The 25,366-nt window shown below is 58.5% G+C and carries 20 protein-coding genes, 2 tRNA genes and 1 pseudogene; 21 read left to right on the top strand and 2 right to left on the bottom strand.

What is annotated here, in order from left to right:
• From GAO09_RS19330 to GAO09_RS19320, 3 genes are read left to right on the top strand one after another with little or no spacing between them, the layout of a single operon-like run.
• On the top strand, window positions 1–3,042 hold the full coding sequence (locus tag GAO09_RS19330; protein ID WP_235938314.1) for a transglycosylase SLT domain-containing protein: 3,042 nt from the start codon (window positions 1–3) through the stop codon (window positions 3,040–3,042).
• Complete coding sequence (locus tag GAO09_RS19325; protein ID WP_153356127.1) at window positions 3,039–4,685, top strand: coiled-coil domain-containing protein; 1,647 nt, start codon at window positions 3,039–3,041, stop codon at window positions 4,683–4,685. Before GAO09_RS19330 ends, GAO09_RS19325 begins: the two co-directional genes overlap by 4 nt.
• Complete coding sequence (locus GAO09_RS19320; RefSeq protein WP_153356123.1) at window positions 4,685–7,282, top strand: hypothetical protein; 2,598 nt, start codon at window positions 4,685–4,687, stop codon at window positions 7,280–7,282. The genes GAO09_RS19325 and GAO09_RS19320 overlap by 1 nt, the downstream gene beginning before the upstream one ends.
• Here GAO09_RS19320 and GAO09_RS19315 read toward each other — a convergent pair.
• Window positions 7,224–7,541, bottom strand: a complete 318-nt coding sequence (locus tag GAO09_RS19315; RefSeq protein ID WP_153356120.1) for a hypothetical protein — start codon at window positions 7,539–7,541, stop codon at window positions 7,224–7,226. The genes GAO09_RS19320 and GAO09_RS19315 overlap by 59 nt on opposite strands.
• A gap of 42 nt (window positions 7,542–7,583) precedes the next feature.
• Here GAO09_RS19315 and GAO09_RS19310 point away from each other — a divergent pair, with 42 nt between their 5' ends.
• The 7 genes from GAO09_RS19310 (at window position 7,584) to GAO09_RS19280 (ending at window position 14,540) form a co-directional block, all read left to right on the top strand.
• The gene (locus GAO09_RS19310) at window positions 7,584–9,791 is read left to right on the top strand and encodes a right-handed parallel beta-helix repeat-containing protein (RefSeq protein WP_209018765.1); all 2,208 of its coding nucleotides are present in this window, start codon (window positions 7,584–7,586) and stop codon (window positions 9,789–9,791) included.
• Window positions 9,792–9,855: 64 nt separating this feature from the next.
• Window positions 9,856–11,793 (top strand): acyltransferase family protein, encoded by a 1,938-nt coding sequence (locus GAO09_RS19305; RefSeq protein WP_153356116.1) that lies wholly within the window; start codon window positions 9,856–9,858, stop codon window positions 11,791–11,793.
• 332 nt (window positions 11,794–12,125) lie between these two features.
• Complete coding sequence (locus GAO09_RS19300) at window positions 12,126–12,806, top strand: NlpC/P60 family protein (protein ID WP_153356113.1); 681 nt, start codon at window positions 12,126–12,128, stop codon at window positions 12,804–12,806.
• 25 nt (window positions 12,807–12,831) lie between these two features.
• Window positions 12,832–13,149, top strand: coding sequence for a hypothetical protein (locus GAO09_RS19295; RefSeq protein WP_153356109.1), 318 nt, complete (start codon window positions 12,832–12,834; stop codon window positions 13,147–13,149).
• 4 nt (window positions 13,150–13,153) lie between these two features.
• Entirely contained in the window at window positions 13,154–13,645 is a 492-nt protein-coding gene (locus GAO09_RS19290; protein WP_153356106.1) for a hypothetical protein, read from the top strand.
• A complete protein-coding gene (locus GAO09_RS19285; protein WP_153356102.1) occupies window positions 13,642–13,833 on the top strand; it encodes a hypothetical protein in 192 nt (63 codons plus the stop codon). Before GAO09_RS19290 ends, GAO09_RS19285 begins: the two co-directional genes overlap by 4 nt.
• A 17-nt stretch (window positions 13,834–13,850) precedes the next feature.
• On the top strand, window positions 13,851–14,540 hold the full coding sequence (locus GAO09_RS19280) for a hypothetical protein (protein WP_153356099.1): 690 nt from the start codon (window positions 13,851–13,853) through the stop codon (window positions 14,538–14,540).
• Window positions 14,541–14,567: 27 nt separating this feature from the next.
• On the opposite strand, the gene GAO09_RS19275 is transcribed toward GAO09_RS19280, so the two are convergent.
• The gene (locus GAO09_RS19275) at window positions 14,568–14,816 is read right to left on the bottom strand and encodes a hypothetical protein (protein ID WP_153356094.1); all 249 of its coding nucleotides are present in this window, start codon (window positions 14,814–14,816) and stop codon (window positions 14,568–14,570) included.
• A 339-nt stretch (window positions 14,817–15,155) separates the two neighbouring features.
• Between GAO09_RS19275 and GAO09_RS19270 the strand changes: the two genes are divergently transcribed.
• From GAO09_RS19270 to rpoB, 11 genes and pseudogenes are all read left to right on the top strand, one after another.
• A tRNA-Gly gene (locus GAO09_RS19270) sits at window positions 15,156–15,274 on the top strand.
• 115 nt (window positions 15,275–15,389) lie between these two features.
• Window positions 15,390–15,569 (top strand): hypothetical protein, encoded by a 180-nt coding sequence (locus GAO09_RS19265; protein WP_153356091.1) that lies wholly within the window; start codon window positions 15,390–15,392, stop codon window positions 15,567–15,569.
• Between the two features lie 196 nt (window positions 15,570–15,765).
• Window positions 15,766–16,737, top strand: a pseudogene (gene tuf / locus GAO09_RS19260) (elongation factor Tu); the annotation flags it as partial.
• A 503-nt stretch (window positions 16,738–17,240) separates the two neighbouring features.
• Window positions 17,241–17,316: transfer RNA gene (locus GAO09_RS19255), tRNA-Trp, on the top strand.
• 195 nt (window positions 17,317–17,511) lie between these two features.
• Window positions 17,512–17,712, top strand: coding sequence for a preprotein translocase subunit SecE (secE, locus tag GAO09_RS19250; RefSeq protein ID WP_153356086.1), 201 nt, complete (start codon window positions 17,512–17,514; stop codon window positions 17,710–17,712).
• Between the two features lie 16 nt (window positions 17,713–17,728).
• The gene (gene nusG / locus GAO09_RS19245) at window positions 17,729–18,259 is read left to right on the top strand and encodes a transcription termination/antitermination protein NusG (protein WP_112730811.1); all 531 of its coding nucleotides are present in this window, start codon (window positions 17,729–17,731) and stop codon (window positions 18,257–18,259) included.
• Window positions 18,260–18,440: 181 nt separating this feature from the next.
• A complete protein-coding gene (gene rplK, locus GAO09_RS19240) occupies window positions 18,441–18,872 on the top strand; it encodes a 50S ribosomal protein L11 (RefSeq protein ID WP_153356083.1) in 432 nt (143 codons plus the stop codon).
• A gap of 1 nt (window position 18,873) precedes the next feature.
• Window positions 18,874–19,566 (top strand): 50S ribosomal protein L1, encoded by a 693-nt coding sequence (gene rplA, locus GAO09_RS19235; RefSeq protein ID WP_153356080.1) that lies wholly within the window; start codon window positions 18,874–18,876, stop codon window positions 19,564–19,566.
• Between the two features lie 359 nt (window positions 19,567–19,925).
• Window positions 19,926–20,444, top strand: coding sequence for a 50S ribosomal protein L10 (gene rplJ, locus GAO09_RS19230; RefSeq protein ID WP_410769509.1), 519 nt, complete (start codon window positions 19,926–19,928; stop codon window positions 20,442–20,444).
• 54 nt (window positions 20,445–20,498) lie between these two features.
• Complete coding sequence (gene rplL, locus GAO09_RS19225) at window positions 20,499–20,870, top strand: 50S ribosomal protein L7/L12 (RefSeq protein WP_153356077.1); 372 nt, start codon at window positions 20,499–20,501, stop codon at window positions 20,868–20,870.
• 245 nt (window positions 20,871–21,115) lie between these two features.
• On the top strand, window positions 21,116–25,252 hold the full coding sequence (gene rpoB, locus GAO09_RS19220; protein ID WP_153356074.1) for a DNA-directed RNA polymerase subunit beta: 4,137 nt from the start codon (window positions 21,116–21,118) through the stop codon (window positions 25,250–25,252).
• Window positions 25,253–25,366 lie beyond the last annotated feature (114 nt).

Raw genomic sequence — 25,366 nt, 5'->3', positions numbered from 1 at the left:
ATGAAGCTTCCCACTTCACGGGATATCAACCGCTCGAACACGCGGTCTGGCCGTATTGCGCCCAACGCGCCGACGAGTGGCATCGGGCAGGCGCTTGCCGGCTTTGGTCAGGATGTGACCCGCGTTGCGTATGATCTGAACGATCTGCGCACGCAGGAGAACCGCGACCTCAACGCCAAGGCTGGCTATGACCTCGACCTCAAGATTGCCGAGTTCCGCAATCAGGAGGAGCAGGCATTCAACGCGGCCAAGGAAGGCTCAAACGAAAGCGGTATAGGCTTCACTCGCGGTTTCATCGAGGGGTACGAGGGGCGGGTCAACGGCTTCATCAAGGAAAACTTCAAGGGCGTGTCTGAGGCTCAGGACGCGCAAAGCCGCCAGACCCTCATGGGGCTGGGCAACAGTTTGTACGGCAAGTCCTACGCCTATGAGCAGCAGGCTAAGACCAGTTTCTATGATCGCACGACCAACCAGGGCCTCGACGGCATCCGCACGCAGATCCGGAACAATGCCGCTCCCTATGATGAGCTGAAGCGTCAGGGTCTCGCTGCGATCGACAAGGCGGATATGCCGGAGCCGTGGAAGGCAGAACGGCGCGCGATCTGGGATGGTGATGCCGCAGAAAGCAAATGGCGTTGGAAATATGCAGCCAATCCGCAGCAGGCCATTGACGAAATCCGTGGCACTGGCGGGCAGGACGCCATGCTTGCCGCTATCGAGGGCGTGGAGAGCGAAGGTTTCGCCGGCGCGGAATCGCGCAAGGGGGCATCTGGCCTCATGCAGGTCATGCCGGAGACCGGCGCTGGTATCGCGCGCAAGCTGGGCGATGCGAATTTCCCGGTGAACGGCACCGTCGAAGAGCAGAAAGCCTATCTCAAGAACCCAGAGGTCAGCCGTCGTTATGGCGAGAGCTATTATAACGAGATGCTGACCCGATACGAAGGCGACCGCGAGGCGGCGCTTGTGGCTTACAACGGTGGGCCGACTCGCGCCGACGCATGGATCGCCGCTGGTCGTGACGACAGCGTGCTGCCAAAAGAGACCGCCGACTATTACAAGAAGGTTCTCGATCGCGCTAAGGTCCAGAGCTTCACGTCCCAGGATGCGTCGAGCGCCAAGGTTGCCCTGCTTCGACGCACCGACAAGGACGCCAGCCACATCGATGGGCTGCAGGATGGCTTCGCGGTCAAGCTTTCGCGGCTCATGGACAGCGCGCCTCCAGGCATCAAAGAAGGCCTTGGCATCTATTCCGGTGCCCGAAGCGTCGAGCGACAGCGCGAGCTTTGGCAGGAGGCTCTGAAGAAATACGGATCTATTGACGAGGCTCGCCGCTGGGTCGCTCCTCCCGGCAACTCTCAGCACAACCACGGCAACGCGGCAGATCTCGGGTTCAACGGACAATCCCTGAAGAACGCTCCGAAAGAGGTCGTTCAGTGGGTTCACCAGAACGCCGAACGCTTCGGTCTGAAATTCCCACTGGCTAATGAAAACTGGCACATCGAGGATTCCGGCACGCGCGGCGGCAAAGCCCGTCCGGTAGACCCTGATCTTGATGCCATCCCATACAATCGCCGACAGCAGCTCGCTGATTGGGCGCAGTCCGACTGGACGCGTCAGACGAACGAGCAGAAGCAGCAGGCGCGAGGATCAATCGAGGTCGCCGTTAACAACGCGCCGGCCGCAATCCAGAATACCGGCTCATATCAGAACGCAATGCCGACTGCCGATCAGTTCATGTTCGCATACGGTCCAGAGGATGGCGCACAACGCTATGATCAGTTCCGTGCGGCAGTGGACACCAGCGAGCAGTCATATCGCTTCCAGACCATGCCAGCAGCGGAAATAACCGCAGCGGTGAGCGCAGCCTCGCCCGTATCGTCAGGCGACAATGCGGCGCTGGAAAGCCGCAAGTATGAAGCGCTGAGCAAAGCTGCCGCCGAAACCATCAAGGCCCGCGAGGCTGACCCAGCGACCTACGCCCAGCGGGTATTCCCCGACGTGGCGCAAGCGTGGGTGCACGCCGGCACGACCGGGAACTATCAGGACGCCTTGTCGATCACGGCCTCCACTCAGCAGATGCTCGGCATCAAGAACCCGCAGCTCTTGCCGAAGAACATCGCCACGCAGGCGGTGGCGGCTTATGGCGATCCCAACGCCTCTGGTGCCGATCGTATGGCATCAGTCGCTGGCCTCGTCTTCTCGACGCCAGATCAAGGGCAGCGTGCAGCGATCTATGATCAGCTTGTCAAGGAAGGCATGCCAGCCTCAATGGATGGCGTCTTTGAGGCAATGGCGCGCGGTGACCAAGGGGCTGCCAACCGCCTGATGGAAGCCATCACGGTTGATCCTGCGAAGCTTCCGAACAGCCGCGAGACGACGCCGGCCCAGATCACCGAGCAGGTTTATGCTGACGTATGGGCACCGGGTGAGATCGGTTATACCGCCTACGGCCTGTCCTACGGTGATGCCTCTAGCCTTGAGAGGGCACAGCGCGGCACGGATCTGATGAACCGCGCCGTCAAGCTTCGCATGTCCAGAGGTGAAGACCTGCCGGCTGCAGTCGAAGGGGCGAAGAAGGATATCTTTGGCGACAAGGTCGTCTATTCAGGCGGGCGCGGTATCAACGCAGACCTAGCTCTTTCGCCTGATGTTGACCAAGTGGCCGTGACCGATGGTCTTGAAGCATCGAAGGCTCGTTTCAGGGAAGCCCTGATCGGCCAGAGAAACGCCATTGTAGCGCGGGACATCCCGACTGAAGGCGGTCAGCGAGCGGTTATCGACGCGTCTACCGAGAACCGGATCGACGACATTCTCGACAGTGGCGTCTTTGTCCAGACGGGCAACGGCATCGGCCTGCGCGACCCGTACACCGGGCAGTTCGTGGCCGGTCCCGATGGGAAGCCCCTGACGGTCAGCCTCGAAAGCCTGACGGCGCCTCGGCCAAACGCCGCGCCGACAACCAGCACCCCAGCGCTCGGCAACCGTGAAGGGATCATATCCGATATGTTCGCACCGACTTTTGAAAGCATGGGTGGGCGATGAGTTTTCAGTTCATCCAGAACCCAACCGGCGCCGCCATGACCGAGACGGACCTGATCACATCGGCGCTTGATCAGCCGATGTCGTTCGGATCCACCTTCTGGGATCAGGCAAAGGGTGGCGTTCGGGAAAGCTTTGGCCTTGGCACGATCATCAGGGAAGAAGAACTCCCTCCTGTCCTGAACAATCGGCCGGCGCGCGGCGAGAACCCCGAAGCACGGCAACGCCGATATGACGCCTATGCTGGTTCCTTGTCTGAAGATCAGTACAAGGCCTCGCCATCATTCCGGAAAGACATTCCTTGGCAGAAGGGGCTTTCGGAAGAGCGGGCGGCGGCGTTGGCCGATCAAGACGACCTGCGCAAGGTGCGGGAATTCTACGCCTCCAAGCGTCCAGTGACGGCGTTCTTCGGCAACCTTGGCGGTCAGGCGCTGGACCCGATCAACTATATCCCTGTTGCGGGTGAGGCTGTAGTCGCAGCGAACACGGCGCGTTTCGGGCGCGTTGCGGGCAGAGCGCTGACCAGCTCGATTGACGCTGCAGTGAATACTGCCGCCGCCGCTGTGGTGACGGCTCCGGTGCGCCGGCAACTGGGCGACGACGTATCCCTGCAGTCGACCATCTCACAGGTCGCCATGGCGGCGGTTATTGGCGGGGCGTTCGGCGCTGTCGCTGGCCGCTTCAGCAGGCAGACACCGGCAGAGCTTCGCGTCGAGGCAGAGCGCAAGCTGGCAACACTCCAGAACGTGCAGGAAGCCCGCGTAGCGCTCAATGACGCGCTGGACGGTATGATCCACCGAGGGGAGGCAACGGTTTCGTCGGCTACAGCAGACGTGGTCGCGCGGGTGGCTGACGTCGAGCTGCCGAAGGTCGTTATAGAGCGCATGGCTCGCGATATGGACGCGCCGTCGTTTGATCGTTTGGACGCGCTGAGCCGAACGGCAGAAATTAACGAGGCCGAAATCTCGCGCCTGTTGTCCGAATCCATGAATAACGAACGCTTTGGCTCGACGCGCGCCGCCATGATTGAGGCCGATCGGCTGGCAGAGCGTCTTAAGCGAGCCGAGGACAACCTCTCCAAGGCTCCCAATGACAAGGAATTAGCAACCCGAACGGCCCGAAGGGATGACGCGCGCGAGGTTCTGAGGGCTCATCTCGCCGCCATTGACGACGGTGTCGTGCAGCAGATCGAAGATATCGACGCCTCGCTGGCATCGCGCCGTCAAGCGAATGAGCCGGTAGCGCTGGAACGGGCACAGCTTCGCGAGCGTGCTGATCAACTTCGATCGCAGGCCAGAGACCAGTATTGGGCAGAACGCCCGCGTACGGTACGCCAGGCGGCGAGTAATGCTGCCCAGCAGGGACGTGCGGTCAACACCTCCAGCCCTGTCATTGCACCAGACCCTGAACTCGCTCCGGCAAAGGTGAGAGTGGGCAAGCCTGAGGCATCGCGGGAGATTGCCCAGCAGTATCGCGTCGATCCGGATACCGGAGACTTTGCGGAAATGGCTGAACTTGATCGCCTGATTGCCGAAGGACGGCTGACGGACGAAGACCGTGCTGCACTCGCCGAAGCAGACGAGACAATCAAAGCGGCGAACTCTTACGGTGAGGCTGTCAAAGCCTTCGCGAGCTGTGCAATCTGATGGCTGACGATTTCAAAAACTCTGCATGTTATGCCGCCGCTGCAAACGCGGCCAAGGCTGCCGGCCAAGAACTGGATGATCGCGACCTTGCTGCCGCGTATCGTGCGGCGCAGGCTGAGCGTGACAGCATCAAGGCATCGGGAGCCGGCGACAACGTCGACGCCAAGGTGAGGGAAGCTGCCGAGCGTCTGGCCGAGCGGACCCGCATTGCGGCTGCTCTCCAAAAGCGCCATGCCGCATTGAACATCATCGCACGCGATCGGCTCGACCAGACCATCGGAGCATTCAAGGCCGCTGGCCTATCGCCGCGCAACGCCATCCTTGCAGTGATGGAAGGAAGCCAGCAGGGCGTGGCGGGCGCCCGGAACTCTGTCGCCGCCAAGACGCTGGCCTATGAAGCCCGCTATGTCGGCGGCATGCTGTCGGAGATCCAGAAGAACCGGCCGCATCTCGTCAACGTCCTTTCGGACAAGCGACTATCGGATGACACCTTCCGCGAGATGGGCGAGCTGCGCGAGGGCGGCAATCCCGGCGTGACTGGCAATGATGACGCTCGATACCTCGCTGGGGTCTTCGCCAACTATGCGGAGATGAGCCGCACGGAACTCAACCGGCTGGGCGCATCGATCGGCAAGCTCGACGGTTGGGCTGGGGCTCAGGTCCACGACGACCTCAAAATGATGGCCGCTGGCAAGGATAGTTGGGTGGAAGCCATCGCCCCATGGCTGGACCTGAAGCGGACCTTCCCCGATGCCGGATCGGCCAACGAGGTGCGCGATATCCTGCGCGATGTCTACGATACCCTGATCACCGGTATACCGAATAAGGCGACGGCGAAGGAGAAGGGACAGCGCGTCAATCCGGCCAATCTCGCCAAGAGCCTCGGGAAGACGCGCGTTCTGCATTTCAAGGACGCGGAAGCAGCCTTGGCCTATCGCGATGCATTCGGCTACGGCAACTCGATCTATGGCGTCATGGCTCACCAGCGCCGCGCTGCGCAGATGGCTGGCCAGATGGAGACCTTCGGGCCAAACCCCGAAATCATGTTCAATTCGATCGTCGATACCGAACGCCGCAAGATCCGCGACAGCGCCACGCTCTCCGACAAGGAAAAGATCAAGCAGCTCGACGCACTGAATGGTGAGGCCGGCGCGCTCCGCGGTGCATTCGATGTGATGTCGGGCGCCGTCTCCAGACCCGGTAATGTCAACGCCGCCAAGATCGCTGGCGATATCCGCGCCGTTCAGTCGATGGCGAAACTCGGTGGGGCCGTCCTGACGGCAATGCCGACCGACGTGGTGGGTGCGGCTCAGGCGTCCATGTTCAGAGGCGATGGCTTCTTCAACGGCATGGTCAAGCAGATCAGCGGCATCTTCAAGGGCAGGCCGAAGGGCGAGCAGGCAGAAATTTCGTTCTTGTTCGGAGAGGGCTTCGACAGCCTGATCGGGGAGGTCATGAGCCGCGGCATGGCCAGTGATGGCGCTGTCGGGAAGCTGAGCCGCATGCAGGAGGCGTTCTTCAAGTGGAACGGTTTGAACTGGTGGACAGATGTGGGTCGATCGGTGGTAGGCCGCACGGTCGCCGCTGAGATGGGCATGCGCGCCGCTGTGGCGCACGCGGAACTGCCGGCAAACTATCGGCACGTTCTGGGACTGCACGGCATCGGTGAAGAGCAGTGGAAGGCCATCCAGCAGGTCGACCGCCGAGAGATTGGCGGCAAGCGATACATCACCCCTGACGCGGTGCGGGACATCTCGGATGAAGCCATAGCTCCATTGGTTGCCGATCGGTTGGCCGGTGCGAAGACTGAAGCGCGCAAGGCTGAAATCCTTGCCGATGGGAAGCGTGACCTCGAGCTTTCCCTTCTTCGGTTCGTGGCTGACGAAACGAACTATGCCATTGTCGAGACAGACGCCGCCAGCCGCCGCATCTCAACCCTCGGAACGCGGCCTGGAACGTTCGCCGGCGAAAGCGTCCGCTTCGTGATGCAGTTCAAGGGTTTCCCGATCGCCTTTTCCCAGCGCATCCTCGGCCGGTCTCTGTTCGGCGGTCGTGGGGCAACGAAGTGGGAAAGGGTGATGAATAACACCCCGCACCTCGGCGCGCTCATGGCGGGCCTGACGGTGGCCGGTTACATGGCCATGACCATGAAGGACGCAGCCAAAGGTTACTGGCCTCCACGCGACCCGCTCGATCCGAAGGTGATGACGGCTGCCCTGACCCAAGGCGGTGCGCTCGGCATTTACGGTGACTTCCTGTTTGGTGAGGCCAACCGGTTTGGCTCTGGCGCGCTGGAGACGTTTTCTGGCCCGTTCATCGGAACTGTCAGCGATATCATTAACGTACCGTTGAAAGCTCGCACGGCGATTGAAAAGGGCGAAAGCCCGAAGATGGCGGGCGACCTGCTCAATCTCGCACTCAACAACACGCCATTCATCAACCTGGCTTACACCCGCCCGGCGCTCGATGTGCTGTTTCTGAACTCAATGAAGGATTGGGCAAGCCCCGGCTACATCAACCGTCAGCGCAAGACGCGCCTCAAAGACTATGGCCAAACTTCGCCGCTGCCAGCGACCCTATCAGAAGCCCTACGCTGAGCGTGATGAGCCACGCGCGGCCAGTGCCGATGATGGAATCTGCCGCACCTTTCTTGCCGTCGATGATGAAACCTGTGCCGCCGAGAATAGCGGCTAGCCAGACAGCAAATATAAGCCAAGCATTTTGCTGACCCCAACGCGTATCGATCACCACGCCGGCCAAAGCTGACGGGACCAATAAGACCACAAGGAATGAAGCGAACTGGCGCGTGTCTCGGCTCATGAGCGAGCAATAGCACGATCCTTCGCAGATACTCAATCACAGGCTCCTTCGGGGGCCTTTTTCTATGGGATGAATGGCATGGCCACCGAACTCAACGACAGCCAGCACTTCGTGACCTTCAAAGGTCCTGGTGCGATGAGAACCGGCAATGCTTATGACGTGCGGCCGTCAGAGTTCACGCTCGCCACCATGCGTGCGGCAGGGCTACTCGACCGGATGGTCGATGATGTCGATCCGCCCGCGACCAATCGGCTGTGGCTGGACAAAAACACTGATCCGGCCGTTCTGAAGGAATGGGACAGCATCGGCTCGGCGTGGATGCCGATGACGTTCGAGCGCATCTTTGAGCGTGCGGCTGTCACCGTCCTCACCGTCACCGGCGGAACTGCGAACAATATTACCGTAAGCCAGCCCCCAATCATGATCGAGAGCAGGCTCTACAGCATCACCCCAAATCTGACGAGTACTGGCGCGGTGACGATCGCGGTGGCTGGTGTGGGTACGTTCCAAGCGGTTTATCCAAACGGAAACCCGATCGCTACCGGTGAATTTCTTCAGGGACGTCCGACGCTCCTGATCTTCAAAGATGGCAAGTTCAGAATTCTCTTCGGATATGGTGCGCTCTCCCCCGCTCTTGAGCAGGTGGCTGAGCTTGTCGAAGATGCGCTGGAAGCCAGAGATCAAGCGGTGGCAGCTTCCATTGCGAATTGGGCGAATGTAGCCACCCGCGCGCTACTGGCTGTGACTGCAGTTCCGGCGGTGGTCATGTCTGTGGTTGTCGGCGGGTATGCATCTGCCGGTGACGGCGGTCGGTCTCAGTATGCATGGGTCGCGTCTGAGCCGTCGCACCCTGGAAAGTTGCCCCGAGTTGGGGGAGGCTGGTGGGAGCTTGTTGAAAGCTCACCGTCTCCAAAGATGTTTGGGGCCAAGGGCGACTGGAACGGTTCTTCTGGGTCCGATGACAGTTTGGCCGTCATTTCATGGCTCGACTATTGCGTTAAGCGCAAAGTTCGCGGCGTTCTGACCGGTGGCTATTACAGACTTACCGGCAAAGTCACATACAACATGCCGGTGAGCTTGGCCCCACTTTCAATCGAGGGAGGGGGCCGTGACGTCAGCGCATTCGTGTTCGACTGCGATAACGGTGGGTTTGACTTCACCCTGAACAATGGGGTTCGATCTGGGCGCAATACGCTGACGATCAAAGGATGCACCTTTGTGACCACGCGCCAGGCTAACCTCGCTGGGACGGCTATTTCGATCAATGGCAACAATGCTGAGGGCATGACCCATCCAGGCTTGCTGATTGCTGAAAATCTCCTGCGGGGAAATGATGCAAACAAAGGCTGGGGCTATGGTATCGACATCCTCAACAGCACCAAGTCCACGATCAAAGATAACGAATTCTTGGGTAACTGGCAGGGCTCTTATGAATATAACGCCACGTTCATACGGCTTCGCGGCAACAATCTCGCAACCGATCACATAATTGAGAACAACAGGTCTGTATTCACGGACAAGGGGCTGGAAATTACCGGCGCGCAAGAAGGTTTCTTTATCGCGAAGAACCAGTTTGTAGCCACCCGGACCGGCATTGTCCGTTCGGGGGATGTCAACTCTCGGCCCCTGTTCCACATTGTCAACAACCATATCTCTGCTTTCAGCACGTGCGTGTACTTCGCTGACGGTGGCAGCCAAGTACACATTCGCGACAATGAGCTTTATGAAATGGAGGTTGGAACAGGCAACTGGGTAGGTGTTGCGCTGGTCAATGTTGTCGAGTTCTGGGTCAAAGACAACACTATCAGTTCGTTCAACGCCACCAGAACTCAGCGGGTGGGGATCGACCTCAATGGCTGTGGAAACGGGTTCGTTCAGTCCAACGTGCTCAGAGGCACCAGCGACACGCCGATGCTCTTCGGTATCTCCCTGCCAAGCTCCGTCACTAATACAAAGGTTCTGGACAACCAATTCAAGGATGTAACGAACCGGATGACGGGCCCGGCAGATGGCGGAAACGTAACCGTGAAAAACACCTACGGGAACTTCAAAGGTGTGGGAGCGATATCGGCGAACGGTGACTATAACATCACATTGAACCATTCTCTTGGCGTCGTACCAAACATCGACAAGGTGCAGTTTTCCGTTCGAGCGGCTACCGGCGCGATGGACCTTCTCCCAATGCAGGTCGTTTCCGTGAGTTCGACGCAGTCCGTGGTCAAGGTTCGGGTCCAGAACTTTGTCACAGCAGGTAACGTTCAGGCTAACGTTTACTTGGAAGCCTGAATTACCGCATTGTCAAACGCACAATTCAGGGTTTATTCGTTGGCCTCAATTCAAGGGGCCGACGATGAAACTGCCAAATTTGCCTGAGGTTGATGGACTGAGAGCAATTGCCGTGATGGCGGTTGTTTTAAACCATCTAGGAGTCGATGGCTTCCACGGGGGCTATGTTGGCGTGGATGTCTTCTTCGTCATCAGCGGCTTCCTGATTACCAACATCATCAAAACTGAAGTCGAGGAAACGGGGAGTTTTAACTACTCGCGGTTCTACGTGAAGCGATTCAGACGATTATTCCCAGCATTCTTCGTTGTCGCCCTGGCATCGTTTGGTGTTGCGTTCTCCGTCTTTGGGCCAAGGCACTTCACTGAGTTTTGTGCATCTATCGCGGCAGCGGTTGCGTCAGTTTCGAATATCTTCTTCTGGGTTCAAGTTCGGTATTTTGATACGGCCTCGACCCTCAAGCCGATGCTTCATACCTGGTCGCTGTCCGTCGAAGAGCAATTCTATCTGGTTTGGCCAGCCACTGTTGCATTCATGGTTCGATCGAAAATCCGGCCGCTCCTTTTCCTTGGTCTTTTAGGCGTCGTTAGCCTAAGCCTGAACGAGCTTTTCAGGGGCGGTTGGACGCATCACTTTTTGGTATCGGTGTCAGGCGGTGCTATCAACGCAGACGGGCTTTCGACCATATTCTACCTCATGCCGTTCAGGATTTTTGAATTTGCGATCGGCGCCGCAATTGCTTGGATGCCAATCCGTGGGAGAACGACAGGGCCAACGGCCGAGGTCTTGTCGTCCGTTGGCTTGTTCATGATTGCCTACTCAATCTTCAGCTTCACGCCGACGACTGTCTTCCCTTCTTTCAACGCACTGATCCCTTGTATTGGAACGGCCCTGCTGATTGTCGCTGGTAATGCCAGACACCTTGGATACGTGGTGCGCAATCCGGTTTCGCTGTTTCTGGGAAAAATCAGCTACTCGGTGTACCTCGTCCATTGGCCCCTGATTGTTTTCGCCACCTACATCACGATGGATGACCTCAACGGGTTGGACAAGGTTTGGATCATCGCCGCTACTTTGGTATTGGCAAGTCTGCTCTACTACTCCGTCGAGAACCCGTTCAGGAAAGGCACTCGGCATAAGCTTTACCTGACTGGCATGGCAACATGTGCGCTAGCACTGTCGGCGGCGTCATTCCACGCGTGGTATAACGGGGGGTGGATGTGGAGGTATGCCGATAATGTTGCGGCGCAACTGAGTCCTTATCGAGAAGACGCAATCAACAACTTCGTTCATGCCCTGAAGAATTCCTCCAACGCACAGTTTGATAACGACGGCAGGCCGAAAGTCATGGTTGTCGGTGACAGTATGACCGGCGATTTCATGAACCTCCTGCACGCTGCCAGCATAGATAGGAGTTTGGATCTCAAATCATATCCGATGCCTTACCCATGCCTGCCAGCACCTGTTGCTGCAGACGATGTCATCACATCGGCCGTCCCGAAGTATGCTGATCTTTGCATCAAAGAAGCTGCTGGTTTCAACAACGCCGTAATCGACAGGCATCCCGAGACAGTTGTTCTTGCTGCGATGTGGTCAGATTGGTGGGTTCCTGAAATGGAGAAGACGATCGGCTTCCTTAAGCAAGCTGGCGTGAAGACGATAGTTATCGTCGGGCGAAAATCTATCTCCGTGAACGGTCAGCAATTCCTGGCGCAGAATGCGTTGCACCCTCGTATCTCGTCTATCGATGTTTCACGCCAACCAGCAGCCGTGGAGCTGAACAACATTATTTCGGACCACGCGAATGCGAGCGGTGTCTATTTCGTAGACGCCTATAGCTTAGTGTGCCCCGAAGGGCGGTGCGAGATCGTAGCAGATAACAAAGATATGTATTATTGGGATACGGAGCATCTTACACCCGAAGGCGTACTGCACTTTTCTTCTGGCTTTAAAGCGCTGTGGGAAAAGATCGAGGGACGAAAAGACCTCGCTTTACATCATTAGTGCGCACTTTAACGCCATAAACACGAACCTCTGAAGGCCTCGCTCACGCGGGGCCTTTTTCGTTCCAACATCGGAGAAACACCATGACTGTGCAGCCAGCGCAGCGCATTGCCGTGCAAGTTGGTGGGGCGGCCCCCACCAACGGCCTATACCAGAATGCCTTTCCACGGCGCGCGATTAAACGCTTTCACAACCCCACAGACCAATCGAATAAGCGTAACGCTACTGCTGCAACCAAGACGGCGCCAGCTAGACTCATGAGTATAATCAGCGGTTTCATGACCGTCTCTTCGTAGAGGGGGCGGGGGCTGCACTTTACAAGGAAATCGGACATGGACAAGACGTTGCAGGAAGTGCAGCGGCGCTTGATCGCGCTCGGCTATAACCTGGGGCCTGCGGGTGCGGACGGTTATCCCGGCCGGTTCACGACCGCCGCTGTTACGCAGTTCCAGAAGGACAAGGGGCTGGCTATCCAGTTCCCCGGCACCATCGGGCCGAAGACGCTGGCGGCGCTCAGCGGCTCGGAAAACGTCAAGCCCGTGGAATTGCCGTGGATCGCAGAAGCCCGAAAGCTGCTGGGCCTGCACGAGGTCAAGGACGCGAAGAAGCTGGACAAGGCGCTTCGCCTCGACACCAGCGAGATTGCGTGGTGTGGGGCGTTCGTGGGCATGTGCGTGGCTACTGCTCTGCCGTCCGAGCCGATGATCGCCAACCAGCTCGGATCGCGCAACTGGCTGAAGTTCGGCCACACGATAGGCTCTCCGCAGATCGGCGCCGTTGCCGTCTTCTGGCGCGGCGGCAAGGATGGATGGCAAGGCCACGTCGGGTTCGTCGTCGGTCACGACAAGACGCACCTGCACATCCTTGGTGGAAATCAGTCGGACAAGGTCAGTGTCGCGCGTGTCGCGAAGGACCGGCTGCTCGGCTATCGCTGGCCGACTTCCTACCCGCTGCCGACCGGCACGCTCGCGATGACGACGATCAACGCCAGCATTACCACGAACGAAGCCTGACCCTTTCCAACAACGGAACCTGAACATGAAACGTATCGCAATCCTTTGCGTGGCGGCGCTTTCGCTCGCCTCGTGCCAGACTTCACCGGAAGATACCGCCGCGCTCATCAAGCGTACCTGCTCTGTCGCTCAGGACACGAGCGATGCCCTCCAGCCTTGGATTGACGCAGGTGTCATCAAGGGCAAAGACGCGGCCAACGTCTCGACCGCGCGTGCGGCTTTGTTCTCTGAGCCTACCGGCCTTTGCGTGGGGCAGCCGACCGGCACGCTTGCCGGCGCTCTCGTCAAAATCTCATCGTTCGGACTGACGCTGGCCGTCGCTCTGCGTAACGCGAAGGACTGATCCCATGCGACCATACTTCACTATCGGCCTCGTGGTGGTCATCGCTGCCATTCTGGCCTTCGTCGCCTATCCGGCATTCGCCCAGGATGCTGCACCTGTCATCGCGCCGTCGTCCATCTGGTTCGACCTCTGGAGCATCGTGCAGCCGGTCGTGGTTCTGCTGGTCTCCACAGTCGGTCCGGTGCTCGTGACGTGGATCAGTGCCCGGCTGATTTCATGGCTCAAGGTTTCCGATGACGCGAAGAAGGCAGAGGTGGAAGCGCGATTGCGTGAAGCTCTCCACCAGTCCGCGATGAACGCCTTGAAATATGCCTTGGCAAAATCCGGGGGAGGGCCGGCGGTGATCGGCTCGACGCTTATCTCTGAAGCAGTCCGCTATGTCGAGGACAAGAACCCCGAGGCGTTGGACAAGCTCAAGGTGAGCGGTGATGGGCTGCGCGAGATCATCATGAGCAAGATCCCCGATCTGCCTGACAAGACGGCATCGACCGGATGAAGGTTCCCGACATCCACGCTGGCCGGTCCTATGCGGATCGGCACGGCAACATCTTCACCGTCCGCGAGATACAGAGTGGGCGGGCTTACTTCAGCATCGAGGGAATTCATCTCCTGCCGCTTGCCTCTTCCAATCTGGAAGGTTTCGCGCTGGCGATGGTGAGTGAATTGAAAGGGCATGGGGACTGATGCCAGGAACCGATGACATGGCGAACGGAAACGATCTGAACCGCAGCTATACCGACGCCGTGACAGCGCAGCTGGGCGAGCGTGTGACCAACCTTGGCCGACGCCAAACCGATCTTGAAACGGAGATGCGGGCTGGCTTCAAGGCTATGGAAAGCGGAATGTCCACTCTCGCGAACGAGATGCGGGCTTCCGTTTCTGCCCTGTCGGCTAACCTAGCGGAGCGAAGCCGCACGCAATGGCCGGTGATATGGTCTGCTGCCGGCGTCTGCACGGCTGCTTTGATAGCGGCCGGCACGTTTGTGTATGGAACGTTGTCGACTCGGCAGGACCGCTTGGACACCGCTATGATTGAAAGCTCGAAGCTGCAGCAGGCCTCAATTTCCAAACTGTCCGAAACCACGCAGATCGCGTTTACTGCGCTCACCGACAAGATGGTGACGCGTCAGGAAATGGACTGGAGACAGGCGAGGGGCGCAGAGGACAGAAACCGCATGGAAGGCTCGATTAAGGATGTCCGTGACGCTCAGGTGCCGCGGGCAGAGCTTGAGCGAGTTTGGTCCGCATACGATCAGCGCCTCGCAGATCATCAGCGCCAGCTGGACGAATCGAAACAGGCGGCAGGAAGCGTCTACGGCGCCCGCGACGTGATCCTTGATCTTCGTGAACGCCTCGATCGAGTAGAGCGCCAGCGCCTCACTCAGCCCTGACCTCCATCCTTCTCCCCGCCTAGCCCCTCATGCCTTCGGGTGTGAGGGGCCTTTTCGTGCGTTCAGGCGTCCGAGCAATTCATCCAGCGCCTGATTCTCTCCAAGCCCCAATGCAAGGTTCTCCGCAACCTCAATGATCGCTGCCAGCGTCTCCGCATGCTCCCAGCCCGCGACATGGGCATCGGATACGATCTGCTGCACACGGTCCTCGATTGCTTCCTGACACTCGATGAAGCGGTCCTGCAATCCTGGCTTAGGTGGTTTGATCTCGTCCATGGTCGGCATCCCTCCGAGCGACCATCCTATCATAATAGTCTTCCACTGCCTTAGCCGCCTCGGCGGAAGTAGGCTTCCACCCATTATGCGGCAAGAGCACCGGGACACGCTTCGGGCCATACCCGCACCAGCGCCATTCGTTTTTGTGGAGGGTCTGAACGTCGAGATAGATTCGCCCGATGTTAAAGCCGCCATCCCAGCCGACGTAATCCTCATGAGGCTTGCCGTTCAATCCCGGCTCGTCTCCCCACGTTCGCGTCCAACGGTATTTCTTCTGCCATGCCATGGGGGATGGATTCCGCAGATCGGGCGGAACGTCAAGAGAACATCACGTGTATGGGGGGCATGTTCTGAGGTGAACGAGACAGAAACAGAGTGACACGCGGCGCTGACATCGTTGAATGTTCTGGAAGCCTTCCAAGCTGAATACGCGGGTTCGATTCCCGCTACCCGCTCCAGATTTTTAATCTCTCAATTTTTGCTTCTCTCCATACGATGCAGCCCGCCGGGGTGGCCGATTTCGAGCGTGCGAACGTCTTCCGTCGCGCTGGCCGCCAAGGAGAGGATTTTATCATGATGTCTTTACCCGCCATCGTCGGCATTTCGCTCGGCGCTTCCGCTTTTGCAGCCTTTACCGGCAAGAACCGCCACAAGCCGTTTGGCCGGCGCATGCTGTATTTCGTCGGCGGCTTCATCGCCACGATCGCTCTGCTCATCGCCGTCAATTTCGGCCTTTATGTCATGAGCCGGTAAGAACCGGGCAGGGCGCTTTGCCGCCCGGGCCGCATGTTTATAAGCAATCAGGAAAACAGTCACTTCGCAGGGCTTGGAGTTCGGCGAAGGACACCCTAGATAGGGCGCAGCAATTAAGTCTTGCGCATTCGTAGTGAAAGCCTTAAACGGCGACACCAAATCCGTTCACTGCGGATCTATCATCCCTACAGATTATAGGAAGCATTACGCCCACGTTGACTGCCCCGGCCACGCCGACTACGTCAAGAACATGATCACCGGTGCCGCACAGATGGACGGCGCGATCCTGGTTTGCTCGGCTGCCGACGGCCCGATGCCGCAGACCCGCGAGCACATCCTGCTTGCTCGTCAGGTTGGCGTTCCGGCTCTGGTCGTATTCCTCAACAAGGTCGACCAGGTCGACGACGAAGAACTGCTTGAGCTGGTTGAGCTCGAAGTTCGCGAACTGCTGTCGTCCTACGACTTCCCGGGCGACGACGTTCCGGTCGTCAAGGGTTCGGCTCTGGCCGCTCTTGAAGATTCGAACAAGACCATCGGCGAAGACGCTGTTCGCGAACTGATGGCCCAGGTTGACGCCTACATCCCGACACCTGAGCGTCCGATCGACCAGCCGTTCCTGATGCCGATCGAAGACGTGTTCTCGATCTCTGGCCGTGGTACGGTTGTGACCGGCCGCGTCGAGCGTGGTATCGTCAAGGTTGGCGAAGAAGTCGAAATCGTCGGCATCAAGGACACTTCGAAGACGACGGTTACCGGCGTTGAAATGTTCCGCAAGCTGCTCGACCAGGGCCAGGCCGGCGACAACATCGGTGCACTCGTGCGCGGCGTTGACCGTAACGGCGTTGAGCGTGGCCAGATCCTGTGCAAGCCGGGTTCGGTCAAGCCGCACAAGAAGTTCATGGCAGAAGCCTACATCCTGACGAAGGAAGAGGGTGGCCGTCATACGCCGTTCTTCACCAACTACCGTCCGCAGTTCTACTTCCGTACGACGGACGTGACCGGTATCGTTTCGCTGCCGGAAGGCACGGAAATGGTTATGCCGGGCGACAACGTCACGGTTGAAGTCGAGCTGATCGTTCCGATCGCGATGGAAGAAAAGCTGCGCTTCGCTATCCGCGAAGGCGGCCGTACCGTCGGCGCCGGCATCGTTGCCTCGATCATCGCTTAATCGATCGTCGCATTGAATAAAGAAGGCCTCGCTGGAAACAGCGGGGCCTTTTTCATTTCTGATTCTATCGGGGAGGGGGGGCTTCTTTGATTCGGTATCTGGTTGTCGCGATTGCGATTCTCTCTGCATTTGTGGTTCTTCCCAAATCGGCCGAGGCGCGTTGTCCGGAGAGGCCTGCCTGCAAGGGATGTGGATGCAAGGGTGGACCGGGCTATCGTGATCCGGATGGCCGCTGTGTCGGTTTTAAACAGCTGGCCAAAGTGTGTGGTAGCCCGCCGGAAACCCGCTGCACATTTGAAAATGCGCGCGGCACAGGCGAAAATCGCGAATGCGCGCTCGGTGACAAGGCGGCGAAATCGGAGGGTTAGGCCATCTTTCCACCGTTCATCCATAAAAGTGTCGCATCTCTTGCAAAAACCCACTTGCCAACTCCGGTACATCACCTTAAAGAGCGCACACGTCCTTGACGGACAGCGCTTCGGCGCCGTTTCGAAAGAGGGTTTAGGGGTGTAGCTCAGTTGGTAGAGCGGCGGTCTCCAAAACCGCAGGTCGTCGGTTCGAGCCCGGCCGCCCCTGCCATTTTCTTCGATTGACGGGCGCGGTTCGCCCGCAGCGTGGTCGTCGAAATAAATGGTCTGCCGGTAGTCCGGCTTCATCGGATAGCGATTTTCTCTTGTGAAAGCTGAGATCGGTGTCTATGTAGGGTAAAAACAGACACGCGGTGCGTGGGGCTGAATAAGATCAGCTTTACGCGCCGTAATTGCGTGGACAGTTATGGCATCCAAAACCAACCCGATTACGTTCCTGAAGCAGGTTCGCACCGAAACGAAGAAGGTCACATGGCCTTCGCGTCGTGAAACCGGGATCTCGACCGCTATGGTCCTGGTCATGGTTGTTGTTGCGGCCCTGTTCTTTTTTGCCGCTGACCAGCTTATCGGATGGCTTCTCGGCTTTGTTATGAATTTCGGCGTTTGATTGGGTGGTAATGAAGATGGCGGCACGTTGGTACATCGTCCACGCATATTCGAATTTCGAAAAGAAGGTTGCCGAGGACATCGAGAACAAGGCTCGCCAGAAGGGGCTTGAGCACCTGTTCGAAAAGATCCTGGTGCCGACAGAGAAGGTGACGGAAGTGCGTCGCGGCCGCAAGGTCGACAGCGAGCGCAAGTTCTTCCCGGGCTACGTTCTGGTTCGTGCGAACCTGACCGACGAAGCCTACCACCTGATCAAGAATACGCCCAAGGTTACGGGTTTCCTCGGCTCCGACAATAAGCCGGTTCCGATCCCGGACTTCGAAGCTGACCGTATCCTCGGTCAGGTTCAGGAAGGCGTCGAGCGTCCAAAATCCTCGATCTCCTACGAGATCGGCGAGCAGGTCCGCGTTTCCGACGGTCCCTTCGCATCGTTCAACGGTGTGGTTCAGGATGTCGATGAAGAGCGTTCGCGCCTCAAGGTCGAAGTTTCGATCTTCGGTCGCGCCACTCCGGTGGAGCTCGAATACGCTCAGGTCGAGAAGGTCTGACAAGAGTTTCGAATTGGGGTCGATTGCTTTCGGGCGATCGGCCTCGCGCGGCGTTTGCCGCAACCGCGTGGGAGGGGAGGCGTCTTAGCCGGACGTTCCGACCGCACCACGCAACCGCAGCCGCCGATCCCTGGGGTCGGCATATCGGGCCGGCATCCGGTCCATAACGAAAGGCAGAGAAATGGCTAAGAAAGTAGCAGGCCAGCTCAAGCTTCAGGTCAAGGCAGGATCGGCAAACCCGTCCCCGCCGATCGGCCCGGCGCTTGGTCAGCGCGGCATCAACATCATGGAATTCTGCAAGGCGTTCAACGCTGCCACGCAGGAAATGGAAAAGGGTATGCCGATCCCGGTCGTCATCACCTATTACCAGGACAAGTCCTTCACCTTCGCTATGAAGCAGCCGCCGGTTACCTACTGGCTGAAGAAGGAAGCAAAGATCACTGCTGGTTCCAAGACGCCTGGTAAGGGCGGCAAGGCCGGCACCATCACCAAGGCTCAGGTCCGTGCGATCGCCGAAGGTAAGATGAAGGATCTCAACGCAGCCGATATCGAAGGCGCAATGCTGATGGTTGAGGGCTCTGCCCGCTCCATGGGCCTGGAAGTGGTGGCGTAACATGGCAAAAGTTGCAAAGCGTCTCCAGAAGATCCGTGAAGGCATCGATCCGACCAAGCTGATCGCACTTTCCGACGCCGTTTCGGCTGTCAAGGAACGTGCCGTCGCCAAGTTCGACGAAACCATCGAAATCTCGATGAACCTCGGCGTTGACCCGCGTCACGCAGACCAGATGGTCCGCGGCGTTGTCAATCTGCCGAACGGCACCGGCCGCGACGTTCGCGTTGCCGTCTTCGCACGTGGCGCCAAGGCTGACGAAGCCAAGGCTGCTGGTGCAGACATCGTTGGTGCAGAAGACCTGCTGGAAATCGTCCAGGGCGGCAAGATCGACTTCGATCGTTGCATTGCTACCCCGGACATGATGCCGCTGGTCGGTCGCCTCGGTAAGGTTCTCGGCCCGCGTGGCATGATGCCGAACCCGAAGGTCGGTACCGTGACCATGGACGTCGCCGGCGCCGTCAAGGCATCCAAGGGCGGTGCAGTCGAGTTCCGCGTCGAGAAGGCTGGTATCGTCCACGCCGGCATCGGCAAGGCTTCCTTCGACGCCAAGGCTCTGGAAGAAAACATCAAGGCTTTTGCCGATGCGGTCGTCAAGGCCAAGCCGGCCGGCGCCAAGGGCAACTACGTCAAGCGCGTTGCGCTCTCCTCGACCATGGGTCCGGGCGTGCGCGTCGAGCCGTCGTCGGTTCTCTAATCAAGTTTGCCGGGCTGCTTCGTCAGTCCGGCCGCACTGATTTCCGCTCTCGCAAGGGAGCGGAGATTTCCGGAGAAATCCGGAATTCCTGTCCGAGATTGTGGGTGGTCTAGGTCTCTCGAGATCGAAACCTTAATCGTATGACCTGCATGAGACTGGTAAGACCCAAGGTTTTTGAGATGCGTGATGCATCCCCTTAAAAGTTGGTTCGAGCCTGGAATGCCTTGTGCCTGCAATACGTTGCAGAGCAGGGGGGCAGGATCCTCAAACGCTTCCTGAGGTTTCGAAAGAGATCTCAAGTGGCAAAGGCAAACCGATGGGGCCTGCAGGATTGCGGTCCCGTCAACTGGAGACAGACAGTGGAAAGAGCGGAAAAACGCGAATTCGTCACGGAGCTGAACGAAGTCTTCAAGGCTTCCGGTTCGGTTGTCGTGGCCCACTATGCTGGTGTCACAGTTGCGCAGATGAACGACTTCCGTTCGAAAATGCGCGCTGCTGGCGGCACCGTCAAAGTCGCGAAGAACCGCCTGGCCAAGATCGCTCTTCAGGGTACGGAGTCGGAAGGGATCGCTGATCTCTTCAAGGGTCAGACGCTTATCGCATATAGCGAAGATCCTATCACGGCACCGAAGGTCGTCATGGAATTTGCCAAGACCAACGACAAGGTCGTTGTTCTCGGTGGTGCCATGGGTTCCACAATGCTCGGCGCAGAAGAAGTCAAGTCGCTTGCGACCCTGCCTTCGCTCGACGAGTTGCGTGCAAAGCTTCTGGGCATGATCCAGACGCCGGCTACCCGTATCGCATCGGTTGTTGCAGCACCGGCAAGCCAGCTTGCCCGCGTGTTCGCGGCCTATGCAAAGAAGGACGAAGCCGCTTAAGGCGGTTTTTCGCTGTTCAAAACCAAGTTCGAACCTATATAAGGAACTATGAAAATGGCTGATCTCGCAAAGATCGTTGAAGACCTCTCGGCTCTGACCGTTCTGGAAGCTGCTGAGCTTTCCAAGCTTCTCGAAGAAAAGTGGGGCGTTTCCGCAGCTGCTCCTGTAGCTGTTGCCGCTGCTGCTGGCCCGGCTGCTGCCGCTGAAGAAGAAAAGACCGAGTTTGACGTCATCCTCACGGATGCCGGCGCAAACAAGATCAACGTCATCAAGGAAGTCCGCGCTATCACAGGTCTCGGCCTGAAGGAAGCCAAGGACCTCGTTGAAGGCGCTCCGAAGGCTGTCAAGGAAGCTGTTTCGAAGGCCGAAGCTGCTGACCTCAAGAAGAAGCTCGAAGACGCCGGCGCTAAGGTCGACGTTAAGTAATATCGGAATGTGGAGGGAGAAGCTTGCTTCTCCCTCCCGTTTCTCTGGAACTTATTACCCAGGAACCGCAAAAACGGTTCCTGGGTAATGGGTTCTCAAAAGGATGGTTTCCTTTTCAAGCGACAGGCAATCCGGCCTGCGGTTGAAATTGAGAAACGAGATTGAGACTACCCATGTTCGACGGGATCGACTGGCCATCGGTTCCCGTCCGTTGCAGGCCCGGATGCAATTTTGAAGGAGCGACGATGGCTCAGACCCTTTCGTTCAATGGTCGCAGGCGCGTACGCAAGTTTTTCGGAAAAATTCCTGAAGTGACGCAGATGCCGAACCTCATCGAGGTTCAGAAGGCGTCCTATGACCAGTTTCTCATGGTAGACGAGCCGCAAGGCGGCCGCCCCGATGAGGGGCTGCAGGCGGTTTTCCGCTCTGTCTTCCCGATCACCGATTTTTCCGGTGCCTCGATGCTCGAGTTCGTGTCCTACGAGTTCGAACCGCCAAAGTTCGACGTTGACGAGTGCCGTCAGCGCGACCTGACCTATGCTGCGCCGCTGAAGGTGACGCTGCGCCTCATCGTGTTCGATATCGACGAGGATACAGGCGCGAAGTCCATCAAGGACATCAAGGAACAGTCGGTCTACATGGGCGACATGCCGCTCATGACCAATAACGGTACGTTCATCGTGAACGGCACCGAACGCGTTATCGTGTCTCAGATGCACCGTTCGCCGGGCGTCTTCTTCGACCACGACAAGGGCAAGAGCCACTCTTCCGGCAAGCTGCTCTTCGCGGCTCGCGTCATCCCGTATCGTGGTTCGTGGCTCGATATCGAATTCGACGCCAAGGACATCGTCTACGCCCGTATCGACCGTCGCCGCAAGCTGCCGGTCTCGTCGCTGCTTATGGCGCTGGGCATGGATGGCGAAGAAATCCTGTCGACCTTCTATTCGAAGTCGAACTACGAGCGTGACGGCGACGGCTGGCGCATTCCGTTCAACGCGGAAACGCTGAAGGGTGCCAAGGCTCTCTCCGACATGATCGACGCCGATACCGGCGAAGTTGTTGTCGAAGGCGGCAAGAAGCTGACCCCGCGTCTGCTGCGTACGCTGACCGAAAAGGGCCTCAAGGCTCTCAAGGCCACCAACGACGATCTGTACGGCAACTTCCTGGCCGAAGACATCGTCAATTACGAAACCGGCGAGATCTATCTCGAAGCCGGCGACGAGATTGACGAGAAGACCCTCGGCATCATCCTCAAGAATGGTTTCGACGAGATCCCGGTTCTCGGCATCGACCACATCAATGTCGGCGCCTACATCCGCAACACGATTTCGGTCGACAAGAACGAGAACCGTCAGGACGCTCTGTTCGATATCTACCGCGTCATGCGTCCGGGTGAGCCGCCGACCATGGATTCGGCCGAAGCCATGTTCAACTCGCTGTTCTTCGATGCGGAGCGTTACGACCTCTCCGCCGTTGGCCGCGTGAAGATGAACATGCGTCTCGACCTGCAGGTTGAAGACACCGTGCGTACGCTGCGCAAGGACGACATCCTGGCCGTGGTCAAGATGCTGGTCGAACTGCGCGACGGCAAGGGCGAAATCGACGACATCGACAACCTCGGCAACCGCCGTGTTCGTTCTGTCGGCGAGTTGATGGAAAACCAGTACCGCCTTGGTCTGCTCCGCATGGAGCGCGCGATCAAGGAACGCATGTCGTCGATCGAAATCGACACTGTCATGCCGCAGGACCTGATCAACGCCAAGCCGGCTGCTGCCGCTGTTCGCGAATTCTTCGGCTCCTCGCAGCTGTCGCAGTTCATGGACCAGGTGAACCCGCTTTCGGAAATCACCCACAAGCGCCGTCTTTCGGCCCTTGGACCGGGTGGTCTGACCCGCGAGCGCGCAGGCTTCGAAGTCCGCGACGTTCACCCGACCCACTACGGCCGTATCTGCCCGATCGAAACGCCGGAAGGCCCGAACATCGGTCTGATCAACTCGCTGGCCACGTTTGCCCGCGTCAACAAGTACGGCTTCATCGAAAGCCCGTACCGCAAGATCGTTGACGGCAAGGTCACGAAGGACGTCGTTTATCTCTCCGCAATGGAAGAAGCGAAGTACTACGTTGCTCAGGCAAACTCCGAGCTGACCTCTGACGGCCTGTTCGTCGAAGAGTTCGTTGTCTGCCGTCATGCTGGCGAAGTCATGCTGTCCCCGCGCGACACCATCAACCTGATGGACGTTTCGCCGAAGCAGCTGGTTTCGGTTGCTGCGGCTCTGATCCCGTTCCTCGAAAACGACGACGCCAACCGCGCTCTGATGGGCTCGAACATGCAGCGTCAGGCCGTGCCGTTGGTTCGCGCCGAAGCGCCGTTCGTCGGCACCGGCATGGAACCGGTCGTTGCTCGCGACTCCGGTGCTGCGATTGCTGCCCGTCGTGGCGGTGTTGTCGACCAGGTTGACGCGACGCGTATCGTTATCCGCGCCACGGAAGACCTCGAAGCCGGCAAGTCTGGCGTCGATATCTACCGCCTGATGAAGTTCCAGCGTTCCAACCAGAACACCTGCGTCAACCAGCGTCCGCTGGTCGCCGTCGGTGACGTCCTCAACCGTGGCGACATCATCGCCGACGGTCCGTCGACGGACCTGGGTGACCTGGCACTCGGCCGCAACGCGCTCGTCGCGTTCATGCCGTGGAACGGTTACAACTACGAAGACTCGATCCTGCTCTCCGAGCGTATCGTGTCGGACGACGTGTTCACTTCCATCCACATCGAAGAGTTCGAAGTGATGGCTCGTGACACCAAGCTTGGTCCGGAAGAAATCACGCGCGACATTCCGAACGTTTCGGAAGAAGCTCTGAAGAACCTCGACGAAGCCGGTATCGTCTACATCGGTGCGGAAGTTGCTCCTGGCGACATCCTCGTCGGCAAGATCACGCCGAAGGGCGAAAGCCCGATGACGCCGGAAGAAAAGCTTCTGCGCGCCATCTTCGGTGAAAAGGCTTCCGACGTTCGCGACACCTCCATGCGCATGCCTCCGGGCACGTTCGGCACCATCGTCGAAGTTCGTGTTTTCAACCGCCACGGCGTTGAAAAGGACGAACGTGCGATGGCGATCGAGCGCGAGGAAATCGAACGCCTCGCCAAGGACCGTGACGACGAACAGGCGATCCTCGACCGTAACGTCTACGGCCGTCTGATCGAAATGCTGCGCGGCCAGATGTCCGTCGCGGGGCCGAAGGGCTTCAAGAAGGGCGTCGAACTGACCAACGCCATCGTCTCCGAATACCCCCGCTCGCAGTGGTGGATGTTCGCGGTCGAAGACGAAAAGGTTCAGGCCGAGATCGAAGCTCTGCGTGCGCAGTACGACGAGTCGAAGTCGCTCCTCGAGCACCGCTTCATGGACAAGGTCGAAAAGGTCCAGCGCGGCGACGAAATGCCTCCGGGTGTCATGAAGATGGTCAAGGTCTTTGTTGCTGTTAAGCGCAAGATCCAGCCGGGCGACAAGATGGCCGGCCGTCACGGTAACAAGGGCGTTGTCTCGCGTATCGTGCCTGTCGAAGACATGCCGTTCCTCGAAGACGGAACACATGTCGACGTCGTTCTGAACCCGCTGGGCGTGCCTTCGCGCATGAACGTCGGCCAGATCCTCGAGACGCATCTTGCATGGGCTTGCGCCGGTATGGGCAAGCGCATCGGTCAGATGCTCGAAGAGTACAAGGCATCGAACGACATCACCGAGCTCAAGAAGGAGCTGACCGAGGCTTACGAAAGCCAGGCGAACAATGAAGTCTCGACGTTTGACGACGAGTCGCTCATCCGCCTTGCAGAGCAGTCCAAGCGTGGTCTTTCCATCGCAACGCCGGTCTTCGACGGTGCGCATGAGCCTGACGTTGCAGCCATGCTGACCAAGGCGGGCCTCAACCCGTCCGGCCAGTCGGTTCTGTACGATGGTCGTACGGGTGAACAGTTCGACCGTCAGGTTACTGTTGGCTACATGTACATGATCAAGCTGAACCACCTTGTGGACGATAAAATCCACGCGCGTTCGATCGGTCCGTACTCGCTCGTTACCCAGCAGCCGCTCGGTGGTAAGGCGCAGTTCGGTGGCCAGCGCTTCGGGGAAATGGAAGTCTGGGCTCTGGAAGCCTACGGCGCCGCCTACACCCTGCAGGAAATGCTGACCGTGAAGTCGGACGACGTGGCAGGCCGTACCAAGGTCTACGAAGCGATCGTACGTGGCGACGACACGTTCGAAGCGGGCATTCCGGAGAGCTTCAACGTTCTCGTCAAGGAAATGCGCTCGCTCGGTCTGTCGGTCGAGCTGGAGAATTCCAAGCTCGAGAACCAGCAGGATGGTCAGCTGCCGGACGCAGCCGAATAATATTTTGACAAACGGCGTGCGGGAGCAATCGCGCACGCCATTCCCAAGCCTCTCCGGGCAACCGGACGGGCAGGGGAGTTTCGCCAGAGATGGCGTCTATTGTCATTTAAGGGT

Source organism: Endobacterium cereale (assembly GCF_009617585.1).
Taxonomy (GTDB): Bacteria; Pseudomonadota; Alphaproteobacteria; order Rhizobiales; family Rhizobiaceae; genus Neorhizobium; species Neorhizobium cereale.
This window is presented reverse-complemented; position numbering and strand designations above follow the sequence as displayed.

What these genes read in the sequence shown, in the direction of transcription:
- GAO09_RS19330 (WP_235938314.1), top strand. Translation starts at nt 1, where the DNA reads ATGAAGCTTCCCACTTCACGGGATATCAACCGCTCGAACACGCGGTCT.
- GAO09_RS19325 (WP_153356127.1), top strand. Translation starts at nt 3,039, where the DNA reads ATGAGTTTTCAGTTCATCCAGAACCCAACCGGCGCCGCCATGACCGAG.
- GAO09_RS19320 (WP_153356123.1), top strand. Translation starts at nt 4,685, where the DNA reads ATGGCTGACGATTTCAAAAACTCTGCATGTTATGCCGCCGCTGCAAAC.
- GAO09_RS19310 (WP_209018765.1), top strand. Translation starts at nt 7,584, where the DNA reads ATGGCCACCGAACTCAACGACAGCCAGCACTTCGTGACCTTCAAAGGT.
- GAO09_RS19305 (WP_153356116.1), top strand. Translation starts at nt 9,856, where the DNA reads ATGAAACTGCCAAATTTGCCTGAGGTTGATGGACTGAGAGCAATTGCC.
- GAO09_RS19300 (WP_153356113.1), top strand. Translation starts at nt 12,126, where the DNA reads ATGGACAAGACGTTGCAGGAAGTGCAGCGGCGCTTGATCGCGCTCGGC.
- GAO09_RS19295 (WP_153356109.1), top strand. Translation starts at nt 12,832, where the DNA reads ATGAAACGTATCGCAATCCTTTGCGTGGCGGCGCTTTCGCTCGCCTCG.
- GAO09_RS19290 (WP_153356106.1), top strand. Translation starts at nt 13,154, where the DNA reads ATGCGACCATACTTCACTATCGGCCTCGTGGTGGTCATCGCTGCCATT.
- GAO09_RS19285 (WP_153356102.1), top strand. Translation starts at nt 13,642, where the DNA reads ATGAAGGTTCCCGACATCCACGCTGGCCGGTCCTATGCGGATCGGCAC.
- GAO09_RS19280 (WP_153356099.1), top strand. Translation starts at nt 13,851, where the DNA reads ATGGCGAACGGAAACGATCTGAACCGCAGCTATACCGACGCCGTGACA.
- GAO09_RS19275 (WP_153356094.1), bottom strand. Translation starts at nt 14,816, where the DNA reads ATGGACGAGATCAAACCACCTAAGCCAGGATTGCAGGACCGCTTCATC.
- GAO09_RS19265 (WP_153356091.1), top strand. Translation starts at nt 15,390, where the DNA reads ATGATGTCTTTACCCGCCATCGTCGGCATTTCGCTCGGCGCTTCCGCT.
- secE (WP_153356086.1), top strand. Translation starts at nt 17,512, where the DNA reads ATGGCATCCAAAACCAACCCGATTACGTTCCTGAAGCAGGTTCGCACC.
- nusG (WP_112730811.1), top strand. Translation starts at nt 17,729, where the DNA reads ATGGCGGCACGTTGGTACATCGTCCACGCATATTCGAATTTCGAAAAG.
- rplK (WP_153356083.1), top strand. Translation starts at nt 18,441, where the DNA reads ATGGCTAAGAAAGTAGCAGGCCAGCTCAAGCTTCAGGTCAAGGCAGGA.
- rplA (WP_153356080.1), top strand. Translation starts at nt 18,874, where the DNA reads ATGGCAAAAGTTGCAAAGCGTCTCCAGAAGATCCGTGAAGGCATCGAT.
- rplL (WP_153356077.1), top strand. Translation starts at nt 20,499, where the DNA reads ATGGCTGATCTCGCAAAGATCGTTGAAGACCTCTCGGCTCTGACCGTT.
- rpoB (WP_153356074.1), top strand. Translation starts at nt 21,116, where the DNA reads ATGGCTCAGACCCTTTCGTTCAATGGTCGCAGGCGCGTACGCAAGTTT.